Genomic DNA, 20,596 nt, shown 5'->3' on the forward strand with positions numbered 1-20,596 from the left:
AGGTGCTCAGGCACGCACGCGCTCACACGTTGCCGAATTCGCGCCGGTAGCGACTGGGCGTGGTGCCCAGCGCTTTGCCGAAATGCTGGCGCAACGACAGCGCCGAACCGAATCCCGCCAGCTCCGCCACCCGCTCCACCGGATGCGCGCTCGATTCCAGCAATTGCTGCGCCAGCGCCAGCCGCTGCGCCAACAACCATTGCAGCACCGTCGCTCCCGTCACCTGCCGGAAGCGGCGCGTGAAACTGCGACGGCTCATCAGCGCCCGTGCGGCCAGCGCATCCAGGTCATGCTGCTGGTGCAGATGGCGGCCCAGCCAGTCCAGCAGCGCCAGGAAGCGCTCACCGCCCACCGCATCGGCCATCGGCCGCTCCACGTACTGGGCCTGGCCACCCTGCCGGTGCGGCGGCACCACCATGCAGCGCGCCACGTGGCTGGCCACGGCGCTGCCGCACAAGGCCCGCAGCAAGTGCAGGCAGCAATCGATGCCGGCGGCCGTGCCGGCCGAGGTCAACACGTCGCCATCGTCCACGTACAACACGTCCGGCTGCACGCGCACGCGCGGGTAGCGGCGCGCCAGCGCATCCGCCCCCTGCCAGTGCGTGGTGGCGGGGCGCTCGTCCAGCAAACCGGCCGCCGCCAGCACAAACGCCCCCAGGCACAACCCCACCACGCGCGCGCCGCGCGCATGGGCCGCGCGCAAGGCCCGCAACAGCGCCGGCGGCGGCGCGTGGTCCGGGCTGGTCCAACTGGGCACGATCACCGTATCGGCCCGCGCCAGCGCAGCCAGCCCATGGCGCACCTGGATATCGAAGCCCGCGCTGGTGCGCAGCAGGCCACGCTGCTGGGCGCACACCAGCAAGGCGATGCGGCGCTGTCCGTCCTCGTTGCAGTCGGCGCCGAACACATTGCACGGCACGGACAGGTGAAAAGGACTGATGCCGTCGAACGCCAGCACGGCGATGGTATGGGTTTGCATGCCGCTCCCGGCCTGTTGATGGATTGGCCCGATTATATCGAAGATGTGTATTCGGGCCACTGGTGGCGCGAGCCGCGCGCGGCCACACTACCGCCATGGGTCGCCGCATCGGGCGCGGCCCATCCAACGCAAGGGGAAACAGCATGCAAGTGATCAGAAGCCGCGAATTCACAGCCAACCGCGCCTGGGGCGCGATCGACATCGCCACCATGAACGGTATCTCCAGCCGCCTGCACTGGACCGACCAGCCGTTTGAATGGCATGTCAACGATGGCGAGGAAGTGTTCGCCGTGCTCGATGGCACGGTCGAGATGTTCTATCGCGAAGCCGGGGAAGAAGGCAGCGCCGTGCTGCATGCCGGTGACGTGTTCTTCGCCGGCGGGGGATGCGCCCACGTGGCCCATCCGCGCGGCGAGGCGCGCGTGCTGGTCATCGAAAAGGCCGTCGAACGCTGAAGCGTGGCAAAGTTAGCGGATGCCGCTCATGGCGGAATTCAGGCGGCGGATCAGCGCCGCGTTCATGTCGCGGGTGGCGCCGTTCCAGCGCGCCATGGTGCGCTCCAGTTCAGGATAGAGCTGGCGCGCCAGCGCCGCGTCGCCCGTGGCGGCGGCCCAGATGGCGAATTCCGCGCGCGCGGCGAAGCTGCCGAAGCGCGCCAGCGCGAATTCGAACTCCGCCTTCGCCTCATCCTGCCGCCCCGCGCCGGCCAGCGCCTGCGCCAACAGCAGCGACACCTGCTCGGCGCGGAAATTGGGATCGCGCTGGCGGATCAGTTCCAGGTGGCCGACGGCGGCCTGCGCCCGCTTGCTGGCCACGTTGGCGCATGCCGCGCCGTAGCGGATCTCCAGATCGCCGGAAAACGGGCCTTGCAGGCACGCTTCGTAGCTGGCGGTGGCGCCATCGGCATCACCCGCCGCCAGCTGGGCGGCGGCCAGACGCATCTGATTCTGCGCGGTGGGCGTGTAGTCGAACGCGGCGCGCGCCTCGCGCAGCTCGCGCGTGGGGTCCAGCGTGCGGGCGGCGGCGGCCACCACCTTGCGGGCGCCGTGGTCGAGCCGCGAATTGGGCAGGTAGATCGCGATGAAATACACGATGCTGCCCAACATGGGGAACGAGAACAGGATCAGCAGCCAGTACATCTGCTGCCCGCTGCGGATCACGTGCACGGCGAAGAACAACGCCACCAGCACATGCAAACCTATACCAAAAATGGCCATGACTGCCCTATCTGAAAAAACAATGGGGCCGATTGTAGAACCTCTGCCCGGTGGCGACAACCCGCATCGCCACCAGGCCGGGAAAGCCAGTCCCGTTCAAGCCCGCACCGTGCCGATGGCGCGCTGGCAGACGGCCAGCTGGCATGCAAGGCGTCCCAGGAAGGCGCCGTTGAACATGCCGAACACGACGCACACGGCCACCACGAACAGCGCATGCTCGCGGGCTGCGGGCAGCACCGCCACCAGCACGGCGACCGCGTACTTGGTGCAGAAGATGGCCATCATCAGCGCCAGCGGCATCCAGCTGCCGCGCAGGCGGATCGCGCCACTGGCCGGATCATAGGCGATGCTGGCGTTGTCGAAGTTGCGCCATATGAGGCCGGCGCCGGTCAGCGCCCCCACCACCCAGCTTGCGCCGACTACGCCGTCGACGCCGAACTTGTTGTCGATATCGAGCCAGGACAACACCAGCATCACGGCGGGAATGATGACCAGGCTACGCATGGTCACGTCGCGGTCGGCGCTGGCGGCCACGCCGCGCGAGATCAGGAAGGCCAGGATGAACCAGACATAGATCGGGGTGTGGCTGACGATTTGCTGCAACATGGTGGACTCCGTTGGTGTGTTGAAGAAGTGGGTCCACTATGCCGGGTACGCTCGGGGCGCAGGCATCGAAGCGACAAAACGATGCTGCCATGGCGCCAACTGCATCCAGACGGCGCGAAATGCAGCGACCGGCGAGGCCGGCGCTATACCGTGGCCAGCATCAGATGCGTGGCGCCGCCAAAGCGGGTGATGTAGGGATGGCCAGCCCCGTAGCGGGCCGCCAGTTCGGCCGGGCCGACGTCGCACACGGCGCCAAAACCCAGCGCGCACAGCTCGGCGGCCAGCGCGTCGGGCGCGAAGAAGGACAGCCATGGCTCGCCCTCGGCCGCGTATTTGCGCATGAACTGGTTCACGGCCCACCGCTCCATGGGTTCCAGCAAGGACGGCGTGACGCCGTAGTCGAACACGATGGCGCTGCCGGGCGGCAGCCTGGCCACCATCGCCAGCGTATCGAAGATGGCCGCACGGGTCAGGTACAGCGTCACCCCCAGCCAGGAGAAGAATACCGGCTGGTCCAGCCGGCAGCCGGCGGCGCGCAGCGCGTCGGCCAGGCGGTCGCGCTCGAAATCGACGGGAACGAAATGGACGCTGCCCGGGGTGGCCAGCCCCGCCTGTTGCAGCAGGCCGCGCTTCCACGCCTGGGTGGCCGGATGGTCCACTTCGAACACCTGCAGGCCCGGCGGGTGTGGACGCCAGCCGTAGCTGTCCAGGCCCGCGCCCAGCAGCACGTACTGCGTCACCCCGCGCCCGACGGCCTGCGCCAGTTCATCCTCGGCCAGCCGGCTGCGCACGGCCATGGCCAGGCGCACCATGCGGCGCATGCCCGCGTCGAACTGCGCGGGATCGTCGCGCACCGTCGCGCCATTTTCAGGGCCCAGGATGGCGAGGGCCAGCGGATCGTTGAACAGCGGCGGCTGGTCCAGCAACTGGTGGGCTGCGCGCAGCATGGCCACCGTCAGCGCGCTGCGACTGGCCACGCCCTGCTGCAACAAGCCCGCGCCGGGCGCGTCCGGTGTGGACATTATGGTTACTGGGCCGGTTCCACCGTCGCCACCAGCGCGCCGGGACGGGTGCCGATGCCCGTCAGCGCGAACTGCACGCCCGCGTAGCGCAGGTCTTCGGGACGGAAGGTGTAGATCGGCATGTCGCGCACCACCTTCTCGCTCAGCAGGTTGGCGATGCTGGCCACCTGGTGCTGGCGCCCTTCATCGAGGCCATCGAACACGAAGCGGTCCACGTGCGCGTCGGCCAGATAGACGGCGTTGCGGGTCCGGTCCACCGTGAGCCGGCCCGAGATGGCCATGCTGCCGTTCCACGACTGGCGCGCCAGCAGCGGCGCCACGTTGGCGTCCAGCGACAGCGACACGCGGTCGTTCTGGTCCAGGATCGTCAATTGCGGGTGGCTTAGTTCCACGTCGAGGATGCCCAGCGCCCGCTGGTGCATGGGGAAGCGGCGATCCATGCTGTGCTGCAGCCGGTCCTGTGGCAGCTCGACCTGGCGCGGGCCGATCAGCGTGGCGCAGGCGCCCAGCAAGCCGGCCAGCAGCAGCGGCGCGCCGCGCACGGTGATCCAGCGCCGCACGGCGCCCTGTTTGGTGAGGTTGGTCATGGTGAGTGTTTTCCGATCCTGAGACTGAATATTTGAAGCCAATGAAAGTGCGCCATTATTCCACATCCGCCCGCCGGCACCCGGCACTGCTGCAATTCAAGCTTGTTTTTTTGATATTTGGTGTTATAGTTCACCATAACACCCTCACAACCATGGGAACCACCATGAACATCGGCTGGAACGAACACACGCCCATTTACCGCCAGCTCAAGGAGCGGGTGGTGGGCATGATGCTGGACGGGCTGCTCAAACCGGGCGACGCCCTGCCCTCGGTGCGCCAGGTGGCGGCCGATTATCAACTCAACCCGATCACCGTCTCGCGCGCCTACCAGGAACTGGTGGACGAAGCGCTGGTGGAAAAACGAAGAGGAGTAGGCATGTATGTGATCGACGGCGCCCGCGACAAGCTGCTGGCCACGGAACGGGAGCGCTTCCTGCGCGAGGAATGGCCAGCCATGGTGGAACGCATCCGCCGCCTGGGCCTGGACCTGGAACAGTTGCTGAAGACGGCCCAGCCGGGAGCGGCATCATGAGCGCCATCGTCACGGCCCGCCACCTCGTCAAGCGCTACGGCAAACAGACGGCGCTGGACGACGCCAGCTTCGAAATCCAGCCCGGCCGCGTGGTCGGCCTGATCGGTCCCAACGGCTCGGGCAAGACCACCACACTGAAAGCCATGCTGGGCCTGACGCCGTTCGACGGCGAACTGTCCGTGCTGGGCCTGGACCCGCGCACCCAGCGCGAGGAACTGATGAACGAAGTGTGCTTCATCGCCGACGTGGCCATCCTGCCGCGCTGGCTGCGCGTGCGCGAGGCGCTCGACTTCGTGCAGGGCGTGCATCCGCGCTTCGACCGCGCCAAGGCCGAACGCTACCTGGCCAGCACCAAGCTGACCATGGACATGAAGGTCAAGGCCATGTCCAAGGGCATGGTGGTGCAGCTGCACCTGGCGCTGGTGATGGCGATCGACGCGCGCCTGCTGGTGCTGGACGAGCCCACGCTGGGCCTGGACATCCTGTACCGCAAGCAGTTCTACCAGAATCTGCTGGAGGACTACTTCGACGAGAACAAGACCATCCTCATCACCACCCACCAGATCGAGGAAGTGGAACACATCCTGACCGACCTGATGTTCATCCGCGAGGGCAAGATCACGCTGTCGGCCTCCATGGACGAAGTGGGCGACCGCTTCACGGAAGTGATGGTGGAACCGCAGTTCGTGGCCGCCGCCAACGCGCTGCAGCCGCTGAGCCAGCGCAACGTGTTCGGCAAGGCCGTGATGCTGTTCGACGGCGTGGCCCGCACCCAGCTGGCCAATTTCGGCGAAACCCGCACACCCAGCGTGGCCGACCTGTTCGTGGCGACGATGAAGGAGACATACGCATGAATACGATGAAATGGCTGATCCGGCGCGAATTCTGGGAACACAAGGGCATGCTGCTGTGGGCGCCGCTGGCGGCCGCCGCGCTGGTCGCGCTGCTGGCCGGCACCGCCCTGCTGCTCGGGCATAACTTCACCTACGAAGTCAACGGCGTCGGCGGCCCCATCGGCGACGTTATCGTCGAAGGTCACGCGCGCACCGGCATGGCGGCCGCGATGACCCGGCACTACATGGCCGCCGCCCTGCCCCTGTTCATGATGCTGGGCGTGCTCGTGTTCTTCTACTGTCTGGGCGCGCTGCACGACGAGCGGCGCGACCGCAGCATCCTGTTCTGGAAGTCGCTGCCAATCTCGGACCGCGCCACCGTGCTGTCCAAGGTGGCGCTGGCACTGGTGGTGGCGCCGCTGATCGTGATCGCCATCGGCACGGTGGAATCGCTGCTGTTGCTGCTGGCCGCCTGCGGCATGCTGCTGCTCCACGGTTCCAATCTGTTCGGCGAAGTGCTGGCCACGCCCGACCTGTATCTGGCCCCGCTGCGCGTCCTGTCGCTGCTGCCGGTCTACATGCTGTGGGCGCTGCCCACGGTGGGCTGGCTGCTGATGGTGTCGAGCATGGCGCGCTCCAAGGTGTTCCTGTGGGCCGTGGGCGGACCGCTGCTGGCGGCCATGCTGATGGGCTGGGCCGACAAGGTGCTGCGCCTCGGTGTCGATTCCAGCTGGTTCCTGCACACCATCGTCGCCCGCATCCTGCTGGGCGTGGCGCCGGGATCGTGGGTGCTGTTCACCAACCTGGAAGATCGCCAGGCAATGCAAGGCGAAGGGCTGCTGGCCTCATCCTGGGCCACCTTGGGCCAGCCCGGCCTGTGGGTGGGCGTTGCGGCCGGCGTGGCGATGATCGCCGTGGCCATATGGATGCGGCGCCGGCGCGAGGAAGGTTAAGGGCAATGGGTACCCGCCTTCGCGGGTACGACACTTATTCGAACTGCTTGCGGAACTCCGCGAACTGCGCCGACAAATCCTCGAAATCGCGCCGCAACTGCTGCACTTCCTGCTCCAGCTGCGCCACCCGGCTGCCCTGCTGGGGCGCGCTCACGGCGCCGGCATAACCGGCCGCCGTTTCCTCGCGTGCCAGCGCATCCTCACCGCCCAGCAACTGGCCGTAGCGCGGCTCCTTGGTGCCGGGCGCCAGCGCCAGCCGCGACACCAGCGGCGGATATTTGTCGATCAGGAACTGCAGCGCATGTTCAACATCGGCCACGCTCTTGAACTCATGCAGCCGTCCCGTGCGGGTGCGGATCTCGCCGGCCGTCTGCAAGCCGCGCAGCATGAGGATGGTGAGCACGGCCAGCTTGTCCTGCTCCAGCGACCACTTGATGCGCATGCGGTGCTCGTACTTGGTCACGCGCGCGCCCGCCTGCGTGATGCCGTTGACCAGCTTGCGCTGCATCAGCCGCTGCAGCACGTCGGCCACCGTCTCTTCCGAAATCGACATCACCGGATCGCGGCTCGACAGCTGGTTGCAGCCGTTGGTGAGCGCGTTCAGCGACAGCGGATAGTTGTCCGGCGTGAGCCCTTCCTTCTCGGCCAGCACGGCCAGCACGCGGATTTCAAACGGGTCCAGTATTTCAGTGCCTTCCGGCGACGATGCCATGTTCATGTACGTCCTTAATCGACAAGCTTGTTCAGTTGGGCCGAATCGAATTTATCACACTCAGGCACGCTTGGGCAGCTCAGGCCTTCGGCCTTCATCACGGCCACGATGCGCTCGATCTGCTTCTCCTGCGTCACGGCGTGGTTGATCAGCGCGTGCAGCGCCTTGGACAGCGGATCGTCGCCATTGGCCGTCACGCCATAGGCCGTGAACAAGTTGGCTGCCGCGCTGGCGCTCGTTTGGGCCGCGTCCTTCTGCACGATGTGGGCCGGATTACCGACCGCCGTCGCACCGGGCGGCACGGGCTTGAGCAGCACGGCGTTCGAGCCCACCTTGGCGTATTCGCCCACGGTGAACGCGCCCAGCACCTTGGCGCCGGCGCCGATGATGACGCCGCGCTCCAGCGTGGGATGGCGCTTGCTGCCCGTATGCAGCGAGGTGCCGCCCAGCGTCACGCCCTGGTAGATGGTGCAATCGTCGCCCACCACGGCCGTCTCGCCGATCACCACGCCGAAGCCGTGGTCGATGAACACGCGCCGGCCGATGGTGGCGCCGGGGTGGATCTCGATGCCGGTGATGATGCGGGCCAGGTAGGAAATGAAGCGGCCGAACCACTTCAGGCTGTGCGTCCAGCACCAGTGCGCCCAGCGGTGCATCACGATGGCCTGCAGGCCCGGATAGCAGGTCAGCACCTCCCAGGCGTTGCGGGCGGCGGGGTCGCGTTCGATGATGCTGTTGATGTCTTGGCGCAGGTGACGGAACATGGTGCGGACTTTAATGACGGGGGAACAAGGTGACCGGATAGCTATGGTAGCGTATCCGGTCCGGAATTGCTGGCGGGGGACTGGCCGGAGGCGGCCGGAAGCAGTAAAAACAAGCCGGCGGCCCCGTTGCGGCGCCGCCAGTGTGGACAGGAAGATCAGCCTTCCTTGACCAGGCGCTGGCGGCGGGCCTCGTACAGACAGACGCCCGATGCCACCGACACGTTCAGGCTCTCGACGGAACCGAACATGGGGATGCTCACCAGCACGTCGCAGGTCTCGCGCGTGAGGCGGCGCATGCCCTCGCCTTCCGAGCCCATGACGAGCGCCGTCGGGCCCGTGAAGTCGGCTTCGTACAAGCCTTTCTCGCCATCGTCGGAGGTGCCGATCAGCCAGATGTCGCGGTCCTTCAGGTCGCGCAGCGTGCGCGCCAGGTTGGTCACGGTGATGTAGGGCACGGTCTCGGCCGCGCCGCTGGCCACCTTGGCGGCCGTGGCGTTCAGGCCCACGGCGCGGTCCTTGGGCACGATCACGGCATGCGCGCCGGCGCCATCGGCCACGCGCAGGCAGGCGCCCAGATTGTGGGGGTCGGTGATCCCGTCGAGCACAAGCAGCAGCGGTGGGCCGTCGATGGCGTCCAGCAGTTCATCGAGGTTGCGCGCCAGCGCCAGCTGGGAGGCGAACGCGATCACGCCCTGGTGGCGGCGGGTACCGACGATCTTGTCCAGGCGCGACGAATCGACCGGCATCACGCGTACACCGGCGGCCTTGGCAGCGGCCACCAGATCCTGCATGCGGCGGTCGGTACGTCCGGCGTCGATGAAGATTTCCTCCACGGAGCTGGCCTCGTGACGCAGGCGCGAGGTCACCGCATGGAAACCGAAAATCATTTTATTCTTCATTGTCTATCGCTTCTTCTTACTCTTTGAGGCAGCTTTGGCTGCCCGGGGTGCTACCGCGGCACCTGCCGCGGCATTGGTCTTGCGTTTCGGCTTGGCCTTGGCGGCCGCCTTGGTTTTGCCGGCCTTGGCCTTGCCGGCGCTGGCCGCTTCGAAGCGCGGCTGGCGCTCCGTGCGCGGACCCGGCTTGACGTTGGCCTTGGATGGCGCAGCCGGTGCGGCGCGGCCGCCCTTGGCGGGCGCCGCTTCGCGCTCCGGCACGCCGGCCAGGCGCAGGTCCACCTTGCGCGCTTCCAGGTCCACGCGCACCACCTGCACGGTCACGCGGTCGGTCAGCTGGTAACGCTGGCCGGTGCGCTCACCGCGCAGTTCATGGCGCGCTTCGTCGTACTGGAAGTAATCGGCGCCCAGGTCCGTCACGTGCACCAGGCCTTCGACGAACAACTGCTCGAGCTGCACGAAGATGCCGAAGGTGGTCACGCCGGTGATCAGGCCTGTGAATTCCTCGCCCAGCTTGTCCTGCATGAAGTAGCACTTGAGCCAGGCTTCCACGTCGCGCGAGGCTTCGTCGGCGCGGCGCTCGTTGGCCGAGCAGTGCACGCCCAGCGCATCCCACACGGTTAGGTCGGCCGCTTTCTTCTCGCGCCCTTCCGCCTTGTCCTTGGCCTGCTGCTTGCGGGTGGCGTTGGACACGTTGGTGTTCAACACGCTCTTTTCCGACAGCTTGGGCTCGTACTTCTTGCCCAGCAAAATAGCTTTGATGGCGCGGTGCGTCAGCAGGTCCGGGTAGCGGCGGATCGGGCTGGTGAAGTGCGCGTACGCCTCGTAAGCCAGGCCGAAGTGGCCGATGTTATCCGGGCTGTAGACGGCTTGCTGCATGGAGCGCAGCAGCATGGTCTGCAGCAGCGGCGCGTCGGGCCGCAGCTTCACTTCGCGCATCAGTTCCGCGTAGTGGGCCGCCGTCGGCTTGTCGCCGCCGTCCAGGTGCAGGCCGGCCTGCTTGAGGAAGGTGCGCACCTGCTTGAGCTTTTCGGCCGTGGGGCTGGCGTGGATGCGGTAGGTGCCGGGATGCTTGTGGCGGATCAGCAGGTCGGCCGCGCACACGTTGGCGGTCAACATGCATTCCTCGATCAGGCGGTGCGCATCGTTGCGGGTGCGCGGGATGATCTTCTCGATCTTGCCCGACGGGTTGCAGACGATGTAGGTTTCCGTGGTCTCGAAATCGATCGCGCCGCGCGCCATGCGCGCCTTGAGCAGCGCCTGGTACACGTCGTACAGGTTCAGCAGGTGCGGCACGATGCCGGGACGGCGCGCCGCCTCCGGACCCTTGGTGTTGCCGAGGATGTCGGCCACTTCCGTGTAGGTCAGGCGCGCGGCCGAGTGGATCACAGCCGGATAGAACTGGTAAGCCTTGATCTCGCCCTTGGCGGTGACGACGGCGTCGCACACCAGCGTGAGGCGGTCAACGGCCGGGTTCAGCGAGCACAGGCCGTTCGACAGCTTCTCGGGCAGCATGGGAATCACGCGGCGCGGGAAGTAGACCGAGGTGCTGCGTTCGAGCGCATCGAGGTCCAGCGCGTCGTTGGGTTTGACGTAATGGCTCACGTCGGCGATGGCCACGATCAGGCGGAAGGCCTTGCTGCGGCCGATCTTGACCGGTTCGCAGTAGACCGCATCGTCGAAGTCGCGCGCGTCCTCGCCGTCGATGGTCACCAGCGGCACGTCGCGCAGGTCGACGCGGTCGGCCAGGTCGGCCGGGCGCACCACGTCGGGCAGCTTGGCGGCCTGCTTGAGGGCGCCGTCCGAGAAGATATGGGGCACGCCGAACTTGCGCACGGCGATTTCGATTTCCATGCCGGGGTCGTCCAGTTCGCCGAGCACCTCGACGATCTTGCCCACCGGCTGCTTGAAGCGCATCGGTTGTTCCGTCAGCTCCACGCTGACCACCTGGCCGGCCTTGGCCTTGCCGATGCTGCCGGCCACCAGGATGTCCTGCGAGATGCGCTGGTCTTCCGGCGCCACGATCCAGGCGCCGTTTTCGTTATGCAGACGGCCGATGATGTGGGTGTTGGCGCGCTGCACCACTTCCACGATCGTGCCTTCCGGCCGGCCACGGCGGTCCACGCCGACCACCTTGGCCAGCACGCGGTCGCCATGCAGCACTTTCTGCATTTCCTTCTCAGGCAGGAACAGGTCGTCGCCCGGTTCGTCGGGAATGACGAAGCCGAAGCCGTCGCGGTGGCTGGAGACGCGGCCGGCGATGAAGCCGCTCTGGTCGGCCAGCACGAAGCAGCCCGTGTCGCGGTCGGCCATTAATTGGCCGTCGCGCACCATGGCGTTCAGGCGGCGGGTCAGGATCGCTTGCGCCTCCGTGCCGACTTTCAGCGATTTGGCGAGGGCGCGCAGATCGAGCGGCGCTTTGGCGCCACGGAAGATGCCGAGGATTTCCTCCCGGCTGGGGATATGGGTAGTTGGGCTCAAAAGTATTTCTATAGTTTTATTATTGACAGTGATCACTGGGGACTAGGCCCGAGGACTGCGACCGGCCACCTATATTGACACGGTGATAGCGCGTAGTGTACTTGGTATCGGCCTGCTTTACCTAACATGGGGCCGCGCGGGCGCAGATTTTTCAGGAAATATTTTGCGTCCCCACCTTTGACATCGCACAAGATTCCTCTATAATTCGGGTCTCTCGCGGCGACAACGTCTACGGACAGCGGCAAAGCGGGAAGCGCAAGACAGAGTTGATGTGCAGTATGGAACGAAAGTTCATCTGGCGCGAAACTCTCCCGCTCGCTATAATAGCAGAAGTTGTTTAGCAGCATTAAGAGAGCAGCATCAGTGCCCACGTGGCGGAATTGGTAGACGCGCATGGTTCAGGTCCATGTGCCGCAAGGTGTGGGGGTTCGAGTCCCTCCGTGGGCACCACTCTACCGGATACGCGAAAAAGCCGCAGACTTTTAGGAGTCTGCGGCTTTTTTCATTTCCGAACGCGAAACGCTGAAAATATTTCATATTAATCTTCATTTCGCCATTGACCACGACGCTTGCACTCCAGTAAGATACGCCCCGTTGCAACGTTGTAGCGAATAACTACAACCCGCAGTGCCCACGTGGCGGAATTGGTAGACGCGCATGGTTCAGGTCCATGTGCCGCAAGGTGTGGGGGTTCGAGTCCCTCCGTGGGCACCATCTACCGGATACGAGAAAAGCCGCAGACTTTCACGAGTCTGCGGCTTTCTTCATTCCCGGCCGCGCCGCGGCGTCACCCGCCCATCTGCGCGCCGTCCGCCGCGCATCCCTCCTATACTTTGACCATGCCTGCCCAAGTCCTGATCGCCGGAGCCGGCCCCACTGGTCTGATGCTCGCCCTGCGACTGGCCCGCCACGGCATCCCCTTGCGCATCATCGACAAGGCCTCCGGCCCGGGACAGGCCTCGCGCGCGATGGCGGTCCACGCCCGCACCTTGGAGTTCTACCGCCAGATGGGCCTGGCCGACGAGATCGTCGCGCACGGCGTGCGGATCGAGGCGCTGCACATGCGCGAGCGCGGCCAGGAGATTGCCCGCCTGCCGCTGAAGGACATGGGAGCCGGTCTCAGCCCTTACCCCTTCGTGCTGGCCTATCCACAGGACGACCACGAGCGCTTCCTGGTCAGCCAGCTGAAGCAGGCAGGCATCGAAGTCGAATGGAACACCGCCCTGTCCAGCTTCTCGCAGGATGAGCAAGGCATCCACGCCCTGCTGGAGCGGGACGGCGCTGAACGCTACTGCGACGCACGCTTCGTGTGCGGCTGCGACGGCGCGCACAGCCGCGTGCGCGAGGTGCTGCAACTGGATTTCCCCGGCGGCACCTACGCCCACCTGTACTACGTGGCCGACGTCAAGATCAGCGGGCCGCCCAACACCGAGCTGCAGATCCACATCGGCGAGCAAACTTTCGCGCTGATGCTGCCGGTGCGCTCCAGCGGCATGCAGCGCCTGATCGGCATCATGCCCGCCAGCGCCGACCACGCGGCGCAGCACAGCTACGCGGACGTACGTCCCATCGTCGAGCCGCTGCTGGGCATCCACGTCGAGGACGTGAACTGGTTCTCAACCTACCGCGTGCACCACCGGGTGGCGCAGCAGTTCCGCGTCGGCCACGCCTTCATCCTGGGCGACGCCGCGCATGTCCACAGTCCCGCCGGCGGCCAGGGCATGAACACCGGCCTCGGCGACGCCGTCAACCTGTCATGGAAGATCGCGCAGGTACTGCAAGGCCGCATCGCGCCCGCCGCGCTCAACAGCTACGAAGAGGAACGCATCGCCTTCGCACGCATGCTGGTCGCCACCACGGACCGCGTGTTCCAGGCCGCCGTGGCGTCAGGCGCCGCCGGCCGGCTGGTGCGGCACTGGCTGCTGCCGCATGTGCTGCCCTTCGTGACCGGCTTCGCGGCCGCGCGGCGCGCCATGTTCAAAAGCCTGTCGCAAGTGCGGCTCAACTATGAGGACAGCGTCCTGAGCTCGGGCCGCGCGGGCGATGTGCTCGGCGGCGACCGCCTGCCCTGGGTGCACGACGCCCAGTACGACAATTTCGATCCGTTGCGGTCGATGGACTGGCAGCTGCACGTGTATGGCGTGTGCAGCGCCGGGCTGGCGGCAGAGGCGCAGGCGCTGGGCCTGCCCGTGCATTGCATGCCGTGGACGGCGCAGGCCGCCGCCACCGACCTGCTGCGCGACGCCGCCTATCTGATCCGTCCCGACGGCTATGTCGCCCTGTGCCTGCCCCGGCAGGAAAGTGGCAGCCTGCCCGACTACGCCGCCCGCCACGGTCTGCGCTTCGCAGGGGCGTGATGCCCGCCCGGTATTTCAACTGATCGCAACTGACAATGCGAAAAAAATGCGCGCCACCCTTGACGGCGCGGCGCGCATGCCTCATTATGCTGCCTCTGCTGCAGAACACGCGGCAGATTAAGAGTTGAAGCAGTGCCCACGTGGCGGAATTGGTAGACGCGCATGGTTCAGGTCCATGTGCCGCAAGGTGTGGGGGTTCGAGTCCCTCCGTGGGCACCACTCTACCGGATACGCGAAAAAGCCGCGGACTTTCACGAGTCCGCGGCTTTTTTCATTGCGGCCCGCCATGCGCACCGAATTCACTGGTAAATCGCAAATCGCTATTGACGGACGCCGATGCGTCCATTAAGATGCGTGCCTCTGTTGTAGCACATGCGGCGACAAAGAGTAGCAAGAAGTACAGTGCCCACGTGGCGGAATTGGTAGACGCGCATGGTTCAGGTCCATGTGCCGCAAGGTGTGGGGGTTCGAGTCCCTCCGTGGGCACCACTCTACCGGATACGCGAAAAAGCCGCGAACTTTCACGAGTTCGCGGCTTTTTTCATTTTCGCGCCACACCGCGCGCGCCGCGTGAACCAAAATTGACGCGCCGCCCCCCGGAACCGCCCTGCCCCTCTCCATCTTGTACTACACTTGCATTACCCGAGTGCAAGGACCCGTCCCACCAATGACCCAGCTGCCCCCTTCCGGCCCGCCGCATACCGTGCTGATCGCGACCAGCTCGGCGCCGGACTTGTCCGAACTGCAGCGCCTGCTATCCCAGCACGGGTTACAGCTGCAATCGGTCAGCAAGGGCGACAGCGTACTCAACGCCGCCAGCCAGGGCGGCATCGCGCTGGTGCTGCTCGACGTGACGCTGGCCGGCAGCGCCAGTTTCGAACTGTGCCAGCGCCTCAGCCAGGGCGCGCGCATCCAGCCGCCCGTGTTCCTGCTGTCGGCCACCCCGAGCGAAGACGAGCGCGCGCGCGCCACGGCGGCCGGCGCCAGCCGCTATGTGGCGCTGCCGTTCCAGGCGGGCGCGCTGGCCGAGCAGATCGTGGCGCAACTGGGCAAGCCAGCCGCCACGCCGCCGGCGCCACGGCTGGACGACCTCGAAATCAATTACCACACGCTGCTGGCCGGCTCGCCGGACGCCGTGCTGCTGCTGGACCTGGAACAGAACCGCCTGATCAACGTCAACCGCAGCACCTGCCAGATGCTGGGCCGCACCGAAAGCGCGCTGCTGCAATCGAGCCTGCTGGCCCTGTGCCCGCCCGAACAACCCGATGGCAAGAGTTCGGCCGATTGCCTGGCCGAGCACATGGCCATGGTGGCGGCCGGCGATATCCGCGTGTTCGAAGCGCGCTTCAGCCATGGCAGCGGCCGTCCCGTCGACTGCGAACTGCGCATGGTGGCGCTGGACGTGCCGGGCCGGCGCCTGATGCATATCCGCCTGGTCGACGTCACCCTGCGCAAGCGCGCCGAGGCGCTGCGCGAAGGCCAGAACAAACTGCTGGAAATGGTGGCCGGCGGCGCGCCGCTGCAAGCGACGCTGGACCAGCTGATGCTGCTGATCGAATCGCAGGCCGACGGCGTGCTGTGCTCCGTGATGCTGCTGCAACCTGACGGCCGCAGCATGACGCCGGCCGCCGGTCCCAGCCTGCCGCCCGACTACCTGCGCAAGCTCGATGGCGTGCCCATCGGCCCTGGCGTCGGCTCCTGCGGCACGGCCATGTTCCGCAAGGAGACGGTGATCGTCTCCGACATCGAAGCCGATCCGCTGTGGGCGCCCTACAAGCACCTAGCCGCGCCGCACGGCCTGCGCGCCTGCTGGTCGATTCCCATCCTGCTCGACGGCGACAAGGTGCTGGGCTCGTTCGCCATGTATTACCGCGAAGTGCGCTCGCCGGCGGCGGCCGACCAGCGCCTGATCAGCGTGGCCACCCATCTGGCCGGCATCGCCATCGTGCGCGCCCGGCGCGAAGAGGAACTGGCGCGCCACCAGGAACGGCTGGAGGAACAGGTGACGGCCCGCACGGCCGAACTGCAGAAGGCCAAGGAACAGGCGGAAATGGCCAACGATGAACTAAGCACGGCGCTCGACAACCTGAGCATGACCCAGGACGAGCTGGTGCGGCGCGACAAGCTGGCCGCGCTGGGCACGCTGGTGGCCGGCGTGGCACACGAACTGAACACACCGATCGGCAACAGCCTGATCGTGGCCACCACCATGAGCGAGCGCCTGCGCGCGCTGCGCCAGGACGTGGAAGGCGGCTTGCGCCGTTCGACGCTGGAGGGCTTCCTGGCCCAGGCCACCGAGGCCGACGAGGTGGTGGTGCGCAACCTCACGCGCGCGGCCGGCCTGGTCGACAGCTTCAAGCGCATCGCCGTGGACGCGGCCAGTTCGCAGCGGCGCCGCTTCCTGCTCGACCGGCTGGTGACGGAACTGGTGCTGCCGCTGCAGGCCGCCGTCAAGCAATGCGACCTGACCGTGATCGAAGACATCGCCCCCAACCTGGAGCTGGACAGCTACCCCGGCCCGCTGGACCAGGCCCTGACCCACCTGTTCGACAACAGCGTGCTGCACGGCTTCGACGGCCGCACGGCCGGCACCATCACGATCCGGGCCCGCCCCACGGCAACCGGCGAAGTGGAACTGACCCTGTCCGACAACGGGGTGGGGATCGCTGCGGCCACGCTGGCACGCATCTACGACCCGTTCTACACCACGCGCCTGGGACACGGCAGCAGCGGGCTGGGCCTGTACATCACCCACAACATCATCACCGGTGTGCTGGGCGGGCGGATCGAAGTGGCCAGCACGCCAGGCCAGGGCACCTGCTTCACGCTGCTGCTGCCGGCCGTGGCGCCGCGCTGACACGATGCGGCCGCTCCCTGCCTCCCTCGCGCTGGACATGGCGCCCCTGCGCAGCGAATTCCGCAACGCCGACGCCGAACGCCGCTTCCAGCTGCATCACCTGGCCGACACCCAGGCCCAGCTGCGCATCGCGTTCCTGTTCTGCTCCGTCTTCTACCTCGGGTTCGCCGTCACCGACGTGATGTGGATGGGCTACACGGCCCACAGCGCGCTGCTGGTGGGCGCGCGGCTGCTGGTGGTGATCATCGCGCTCACCAGCCTGCTGCTGCTGCGCCGCTTTCCCCGCTCGCTGGCCATGACCCGCATCGTCGCCACCGTCACGGAGGTGGCCGCCTGCGCTGGCTTCCTGCTGATCGCGGCCTGGCGCTCATCGGAGTTTTCGCTGCACGCGATTTCGATGGCCATCCTGATCGTCGTGCTCTACATTTACATCCCGAACCGGCTGATGTATGCCCTGGCCGTGGCGGTCACGGCTACCATCGGCTTCGTGCTGCTGGCCCGGCTGCTGGGCAGCATGCGCGAAGTGGAACTGGCCACCATGGCCACCCTGCTGGTGCTGGCCAATGTGTTCGGCTACGTGGCCGCGCGCCGCTACCAGGTGCTGTGGCGCGACGAATTCCGGGCCCAGACCGTGCTCAAGAACCTGTCCGTGCGCGACCCGCTCACCGGCTGCTACAACCGCCGCCACCTGCACGAACAATTGCTGGAGACGGAATTGTCGCGCGCCCAGCGCTACAGGCTGAGCCTGACGGTCATCATGTGCGACCTCGACCATTTCAAGAATGTCAACGACAGCTTCGGCCACGACGGCGGCGACGCCGTGCTGCTGGCCTTCGCTGGCCTGATGCAGGCCATGACGCGCGACAGCATCGACAGCGTGGTGCGCTATGGCGGCGAGGAATTCCTGCTGATCCTGCCGGAGACGGATTTGCGCGGCGGCGTGCAACTGGCCGAGCGGCTGCGGCAGGCGCTGGCGTCCAATCCCGTGCCCCACGGCGAACGCATGATACGCGCCACGGCCAGCTTCGGCGTGGCCAGCATCGACTTTGCCGAACCCGAGAGCCTGACCGCCCAGCAAACCATGATCGCCACCGCCGACAAGCTGCTCTACGCGGCCAAGGAAGGCGGCCGCAACCAGGTATGCGCGCTGCAACTGCCATGACCGACCAGATGACCACCGTCCCCACCCTCGCTGCCCCCGCCGGAGCCGCGCGCCGTCCGCTGACTGCCATGCTGGCGGCCGCCCTGCTGCTGGCCAGCGCAGCGCTGGCCGCGGCGCCGGCGCCATGGTTCAAATGGCGCAGCAAGGTCGATGGCAGCACAAGTTGTTCGCAATGGCCGCTGGGGCCGGGCTGGGAGCGCGCCGGTGGCCCCTATCGCGATAGCCGTTGCGAAAAGCCCTTGCTTGCTAAATAATGGGGAGAAGCAACCATTCTGCAGGACAGGTTTCAAGCGAACGATAGCCACATCCCATCACCACGAGGAGAACCTATGTTTACGAATCCCGAGCAATTTGCCAACGCAACGAAAGCCCTGTTTGAATTTCAGCTTGAAACCTTCAACACCCTGACCAACCGCGCCGTGCAGGGTGTGGAACAAGTGGTCGCGCTCAACATGGCCACCGCCAAGTCGAACGTGGAAGACAGCCTGGCGGCCGGCAAGGCCCTGAGCCAGGCGCAGGACCCGAAGGCCGCCATGGAACTGGCCGCCTCCCACGTGCAGCCGGGCATGGCCGGCGCGGCCGCCTACAACCAGCAACTGGGCGACATCATCGGCGAGATTCGCGAGGAGTTCACGCGCGCGGCCGACGCCCACATGGCCGAAGCCAAGAGCAACCTGAGCGCGCTGATCTACGACGTGACCAAGAACGTGCGCCCCGGTTCGGAGAACGCCGTGCAGATCGTCAAGACCGCCATCGACAACGCCTTCGCTGGCTATGAGCAGGTGACCAAGGCCACCAAGGAAGCAGTGGCGGCCGTCGAAGCCCAGATCGCCAAGGCCTCGGCCATGGTGGAGCAAGGCACCGCCAAAGCCCCCAAGAAGTAAGCCTGCCCCACCCGCCCGGCACGAATGTGCTGGGCAAGCGGCGCCGGACGCGATAGACTGTACATAGATACAGTTATCCGCCGTCCGTCCGCCGCAATGATCAAAGTCCTGGAAAACCCGTTTTACTATCTGGACAACTTCCAGCTCGTCCTGAACTGGATCGGCGAACGCTACGACGACCTGCTGGCGGACGACGAGCGCGTCTTCATCCACAGCTTCCCCACCCTGCCCCAGACGGCGCGCGCCCTGTTCGTGCGCATGGTGATGCGCAAAGGCGAACTGTTCCGCGCCAGCAAGCTGTCCTACGCGGAAATCGGCAACAGCATGGCGGCCGCCGCCCCGCTTGCCGAACAGGGCTGGATCGAAACCGATCCCGTGCTCACGCTGGACCAGTTGTTCGACCTGCTGCAAAAGCCCGAAATCGGACGCCTGTTCCAGCTCTCGCCGCAGGAAAAGACGCTGCGCAAGGCCGAACAGCTGGAAGCGCTGCGCCCGCGCCATGAGGGTGCGCACCGCTTCTCGGCCTGGTATCCGGATGCCGGCGACCAGGTCTACCACATCGTCACCCAGCCCCTGTGCGACCGGCTGCGCCTGATCTTCTTCGGTAACTACCACCAGGACTGGACCGAGTTCGTGCTGTCGGACCTAGGCATCTACCAGTACGAAAAAGTGGCGTTCTCGCCGGCCGCGCGCGGTTTCCGCACCCGGCACGACATCGACAACTACCTGCAATTGCACCAGTGCCGCGAACGCTTCCAGGCCGGCGAGGCGGTGGCGGACATGCTGGCCGACCTGCCGCCCTGCCCGCCGGACAACGAATGGCTGCACAGCCGCCGCGACCGTCTGCTGTTCCAGTTCGCCCAGCAGCTCGAAAAGCAGCAGGACTGGGCCGCCGCCCACGCGCTGTACGCCGATTGTACCTACCCCGGCGCCCGCGCGCGCGCCATCCGCGTGCTGGAAAAGGATGGCCGCCACGAAGCGGCCTACGCGCTGCTGCAAACGGCATGGACGCAGCCGGAAAGCGAAGCCGAACGCCTGCAACTGCTGCGCATGGCGCCACGGCTGGCGCGCAGCCTGGGCCACGCCAAACCGGCCGCCGCCGCGCCCATCCAGCCCGAGCGTATCGATTTGAGCCTGCCGCCGCCGGATGAACCGAGCTACGTGGAGCTGGTAGTGCGCGACCATCTCACCCGCGACGATGCCCCCGTCTACTACGTGGAAAACGCACTGATCAACTCCCTGTTCGGCCTGCTGTGCTGGGACGCCGTGTTCAGCGCCATCCCCGGCGCCTTCTTCCACCCGTTCCACCGCGGCCCGGCCGACCTGCACAGCGCCGACTTCCAGCGCCGCCGCGCGCCCCAGTTCGCGGCCTGCCTGGCGCAGCTCGACGATGGCAGCTACCGCGACACCATCTCGCGCAACTTCGAGGCCAAGTACGGCATCCAGTCGCCGTTCGTGTTCTGGGAAGCGCTGGACGAACAATTGCTGGCATTGGCGCTGGACTGCATCCCGCCCCGGCACCTGCGGCACGCGTTCGAACGCATGCTGCAGGACGTCAAGGCCAACCGCAGCGGCTTCCCCGACCTGATCCAGTTCTGGCCGGCCGAGCGCCGTTACGCGATGATCGAAGTCAAAGGCCCGGGCGACCGCCTGCAGGACAGCCAGCAGCGCTGGATAGACTATTGCGCCGCGCACGACATGCCGGTGGCCGTCTGCTACCTGCAATGGGCGCAATGAGCACGATGGGCACGAT

The 20,596-nt window shown here is 66.4% G+C and carries 19 protein-coding genes and 4 tRNA genes; 14 read left to right on the forward strand and 9 right to left on the reverse strand.

What is annotated here, in order from left to right:
• Positions 1-22 precede the first annotated feature (22 nt).
• On the reverse strand, positions 23-979 hold the full coding sequence (locus H3H37_RS01845) for a helix-turn-helix domain-containing protein (protein WP_182159521.1): 957 nt from the start codon (positions 977-979) through the stop codon (positions 23-25).
• Positions 980-1,122: 143 nt separating this feature from the next.
• Here H3H37_RS01845 and H3H37_RS01850 point away from each other — a divergent pair, with 143 nt between their 5' ends.
• Complete coding sequence (locus H3H37_RS01850) at positions 1,123-1,434, forward strand: cupin domain-containing protein (RefSeq protein ID WP_182159524.1); 312 nt, start codon at positions 1,123-1,125, stop codon at positions 1,432-1,434.
• 12 nt (positions 1,435-1,446) lie between these two features.
• Here H3H37_RS01850 and H3H37_RS01855 read toward each other — a convergent pair whose 3' ends face one another.
• The 4 genes from H3H37_RS01855 to H3H37_RS01870 all read right to left on the reverse strand — a co-directional run bounded on the left by H3H37_RS01855 (position 1,447) and on the right by H3H37_RS01870 (position 4,411).
• Positions 1,447-2,196 (reverse strand): hypothetical protein, encoded by a 750-nt coding sequence (locus H3H37_RS01855; RefSeq protein WP_182159527.1) that lies wholly within the window; start codon positions 2,194-2,196, stop codon positions 1,447-1,449.
• Between the two features lie 96 nt (positions 2,197-2,292).
• Entirely contained in the window at positions 2,293-2,802 is a 510-nt protein-coding gene (locus H3H37_RS01860; RefSeq protein WP_182159529.1) for a DUF6622 family protein, read from the reverse strand.
• Between the two features lie 143 nt (positions 2,803-2,945).
• Positions 2,946-3,824 carry a class I SAM-dependent methyltransferase gene (locus H3H37_RS01865; RefSeq protein WP_182159532.1) on the reverse strand — a complete coding sequence of 293 codons (879 nt, stop codon included), beginning with the start codon at positions 3,822-3,824 and terminating at the stop codon, positions 2,946-2,948.
• 5 nt (positions 3,825-3,829) lie between these two features.
• Positions 3,830-4,411 carry a DUF1439 domain-containing protein gene (locus H3H37_RS01870; protein ID WP_182159535.1) on the reverse strand — a complete coding sequence of 194 codons (582 nt, stop codon included), beginning with the start codon at positions 4,409-4,411 and terminating at the stop codon, positions 3,830-3,832.
• Positions 4,412-4,575: 164 nt separating this feature from the next.
• Here H3H37_RS01870 and H3H37_RS01875 point away from each other — a divergent pair, with 164 nt between their 5' ends.
• From H3H37_RS01875 to H3H37_RS01885, 3 genes are read left to right on the forward strand one after another with little or no spacing between them, the layout of a single operon-like run.
• Positions 4,576-4,944, forward strand: a complete 369-nt coding sequence (locus H3H37_RS01875) for a GntR family transcriptional regulator (protein ID WP_182159537.1) — start codon at positions 4,576-4,578, stop codon at positions 4,942-4,944.
• Entirely contained in the window at positions 4,941-5,798 is an 858-nt protein-coding gene (locus tag H3H37_RS01880; RefSeq protein WP_182159540.1) for an ABC transporter ATP-binding protein, read from the forward strand. Before H3H37_RS01875 ends, H3H37_RS01880 begins: the two co-directional genes overlap by 4 nt.
• On the forward strand, positions 5,795-6,730 hold the full coding sequence (locus H3H37_RS01885) for a hypothetical protein (RefSeq protein WP_182159543.1): 936 nt from the start codon (positions 5,795-5,797) through the stop codon (positions 6,728-6,730). Before H3H37_RS01880 ends, H3H37_RS01885 begins: the two co-directional genes overlap by 4 nt.
• Before the next feature lie 34 nt (positions 6,731-6,764).
• Here the strand turns inward: H3H37_RS01885 and H3H37_RS01890 are convergent, their stop codons facing one another.
• From H3H37_RS01890 to rnr, 4 genes are all read right to left on the reverse strand, one after another.
• On the reverse strand, positions 6,765-7,442 hold the full coding sequence (locus H3H37_RS01890) for a YceH family protein (RefSeq protein WP_182160284.1): 678 nt from the start codon (positions 7,440-7,442) through the stop codon (positions 6,765-6,767).
• Between the two features lie 14 nt (positions 7,443-7,456).
• The gene (cysE, locus tag H3H37_RS01895; RefSeq protein WP_182159545.1) at positions 7,457-8,206 is read right to left on the reverse strand and encodes a serine O-acetyltransferase; all 750 of its coding nucleotides are present in this window, start codon (positions 8,204-8,206) and stop codon (positions 7,457-7,459) included.
• 155 nt (positions 8,207-8,361) lie between these two features.
• Positions 8,362-9,105, reverse strand: a complete 744-nt coding sequence (gene rlmB / locus H3H37_RS01900) for a 23S rRNA (guanosine(2251)-2'-O)-methyltransferase RlmB (RefSeq protein WP_182159548.1) — start codon at positions 9,103-9,105, stop codon at positions 8,362-8,364.
• Positions 9,106-9,108: 3 nt separating this feature from the next.
• Positions 9,109-11,583 (reverse strand): ribonuclease R, encoded by a 2,475-nt coding sequence (rnr, locus tag H3H37_RS01905; protein WP_182159549.1) that lies wholly within the window; start codon positions 11,581-11,583, stop codon positions 9,109-9,111.
• Between the two features lie 365 nt (positions 11,584-11,948).
• On the opposite strand from rnr, the gene H3H37_RS01910 reads away from it, so the two are divergent.
• From H3H37_RS01910 to H3H37_RS01955, 10 genes are all read left to right on the forward strand, one after another.
• A tRNA-Leu gene (locus tag H3H37_RS01910) sits at positions 11,949-12,033 on the forward strand.
• Between the two features lie 179 nt (positions 12,034-12,212).
• Positions 12,213-12,297: transfer RNA gene (locus tag H3H37_RS01915), tRNA-Leu, on the forward strand.
• A gap of 125 nt (positions 12,298-12,422) precedes the next feature.
• Positions 12,423-13,940, forward strand: a complete 1,518-nt coding sequence (locus H3H37_RS01920) for an FAD-dependent monooxygenase (protein ID WP_182159552.1) — start codon at positions 12,423-12,425, stop codon at positions 13,938-13,940.
• A 134-nt stretch (positions 13,941-14,074) separates the two neighbouring features.
• Positions 14,075-14,159: transfer RNA gene (locus H3H37_RS01925), tRNA-Leu, on the forward strand.
• A 185-nt stretch (positions 14,160-14,344) separates the two neighbouring features.
• Positions 14,345-14,429 (forward strand) — tRNA-Leu (locus tag H3H37_RS01930).
• Between the two features lie 178 nt (positions 14,430-14,607).
• On the forward strand, positions 14,608-16,797 hold the full coding sequence (locus tag H3H37_RS01935) for an ATP-binding protein (RefSeq protein ID WP_182159554.1): 2,190 nt from the start codon (positions 14,608-14,610) through the stop codon (positions 16,795-16,797).
• Between the two features lie 4 nt (positions 16,798-16,801).
• On the forward strand, positions 16,802-17,959 hold the full coding sequence (locus H3H37_RS01940; protein WP_229218601.1) for a GGDEF domain-containing protein: 1,158 nt from the start codon (positions 16,802-16,804) through the stop codon (positions 17,957-17,959).
• Positions 17,956-18,213, forward strand: coding sequence for a hypothetical protein (locus tag H3H37_RS01945; protein ID WP_229218602.1), 258 nt, complete (start codon positions 17,956-17,958; stop codon positions 18,211-18,213). Before H3H37_RS01940 ends, H3H37_RS01945 begins: the two co-directional genes overlap by 4 nt.
• A gap of 75 nt (positions 18,214-18,288) precedes the next feature.
• The gene (locus H3H37_RS01950) at positions 18,289-18,843 is read left to right on the forward strand and encodes a phasin family protein (RefSeq protein ID WP_182159557.1); all 555 of its coding nucleotides are present in this window, start codon (positions 18,289-18,291) and stop codon (positions 18,841-18,843) included.
• 96 nt (positions 18,844-18,939) lie between these two features.
• Positions 18,940-20,580: a VRR-NUC domain-containing protein gene (locus tag H3H37_RS01955; RefSeq protein WP_182159559.1), complete on the forward strand. Its 1,641-nt coding sequence runs from the start codon at positions 18,940-18,942 to the stop codon at positions 20,578-20,580.
• Positions 20,581-20,596: the final 16 nt, after the last annotated feature.

The sequence above is a fragment of the Rugamonas brunnea genome (genome assembly GCF_014042345.1).
GTDB classification, from domain to species: domain Bacteria; phylum Pseudomonadota; class Gammaproteobacteria; order Burkholderiales; family Burkholderiaceae_D; genus Rugamonas; species Rugamonas brunnea.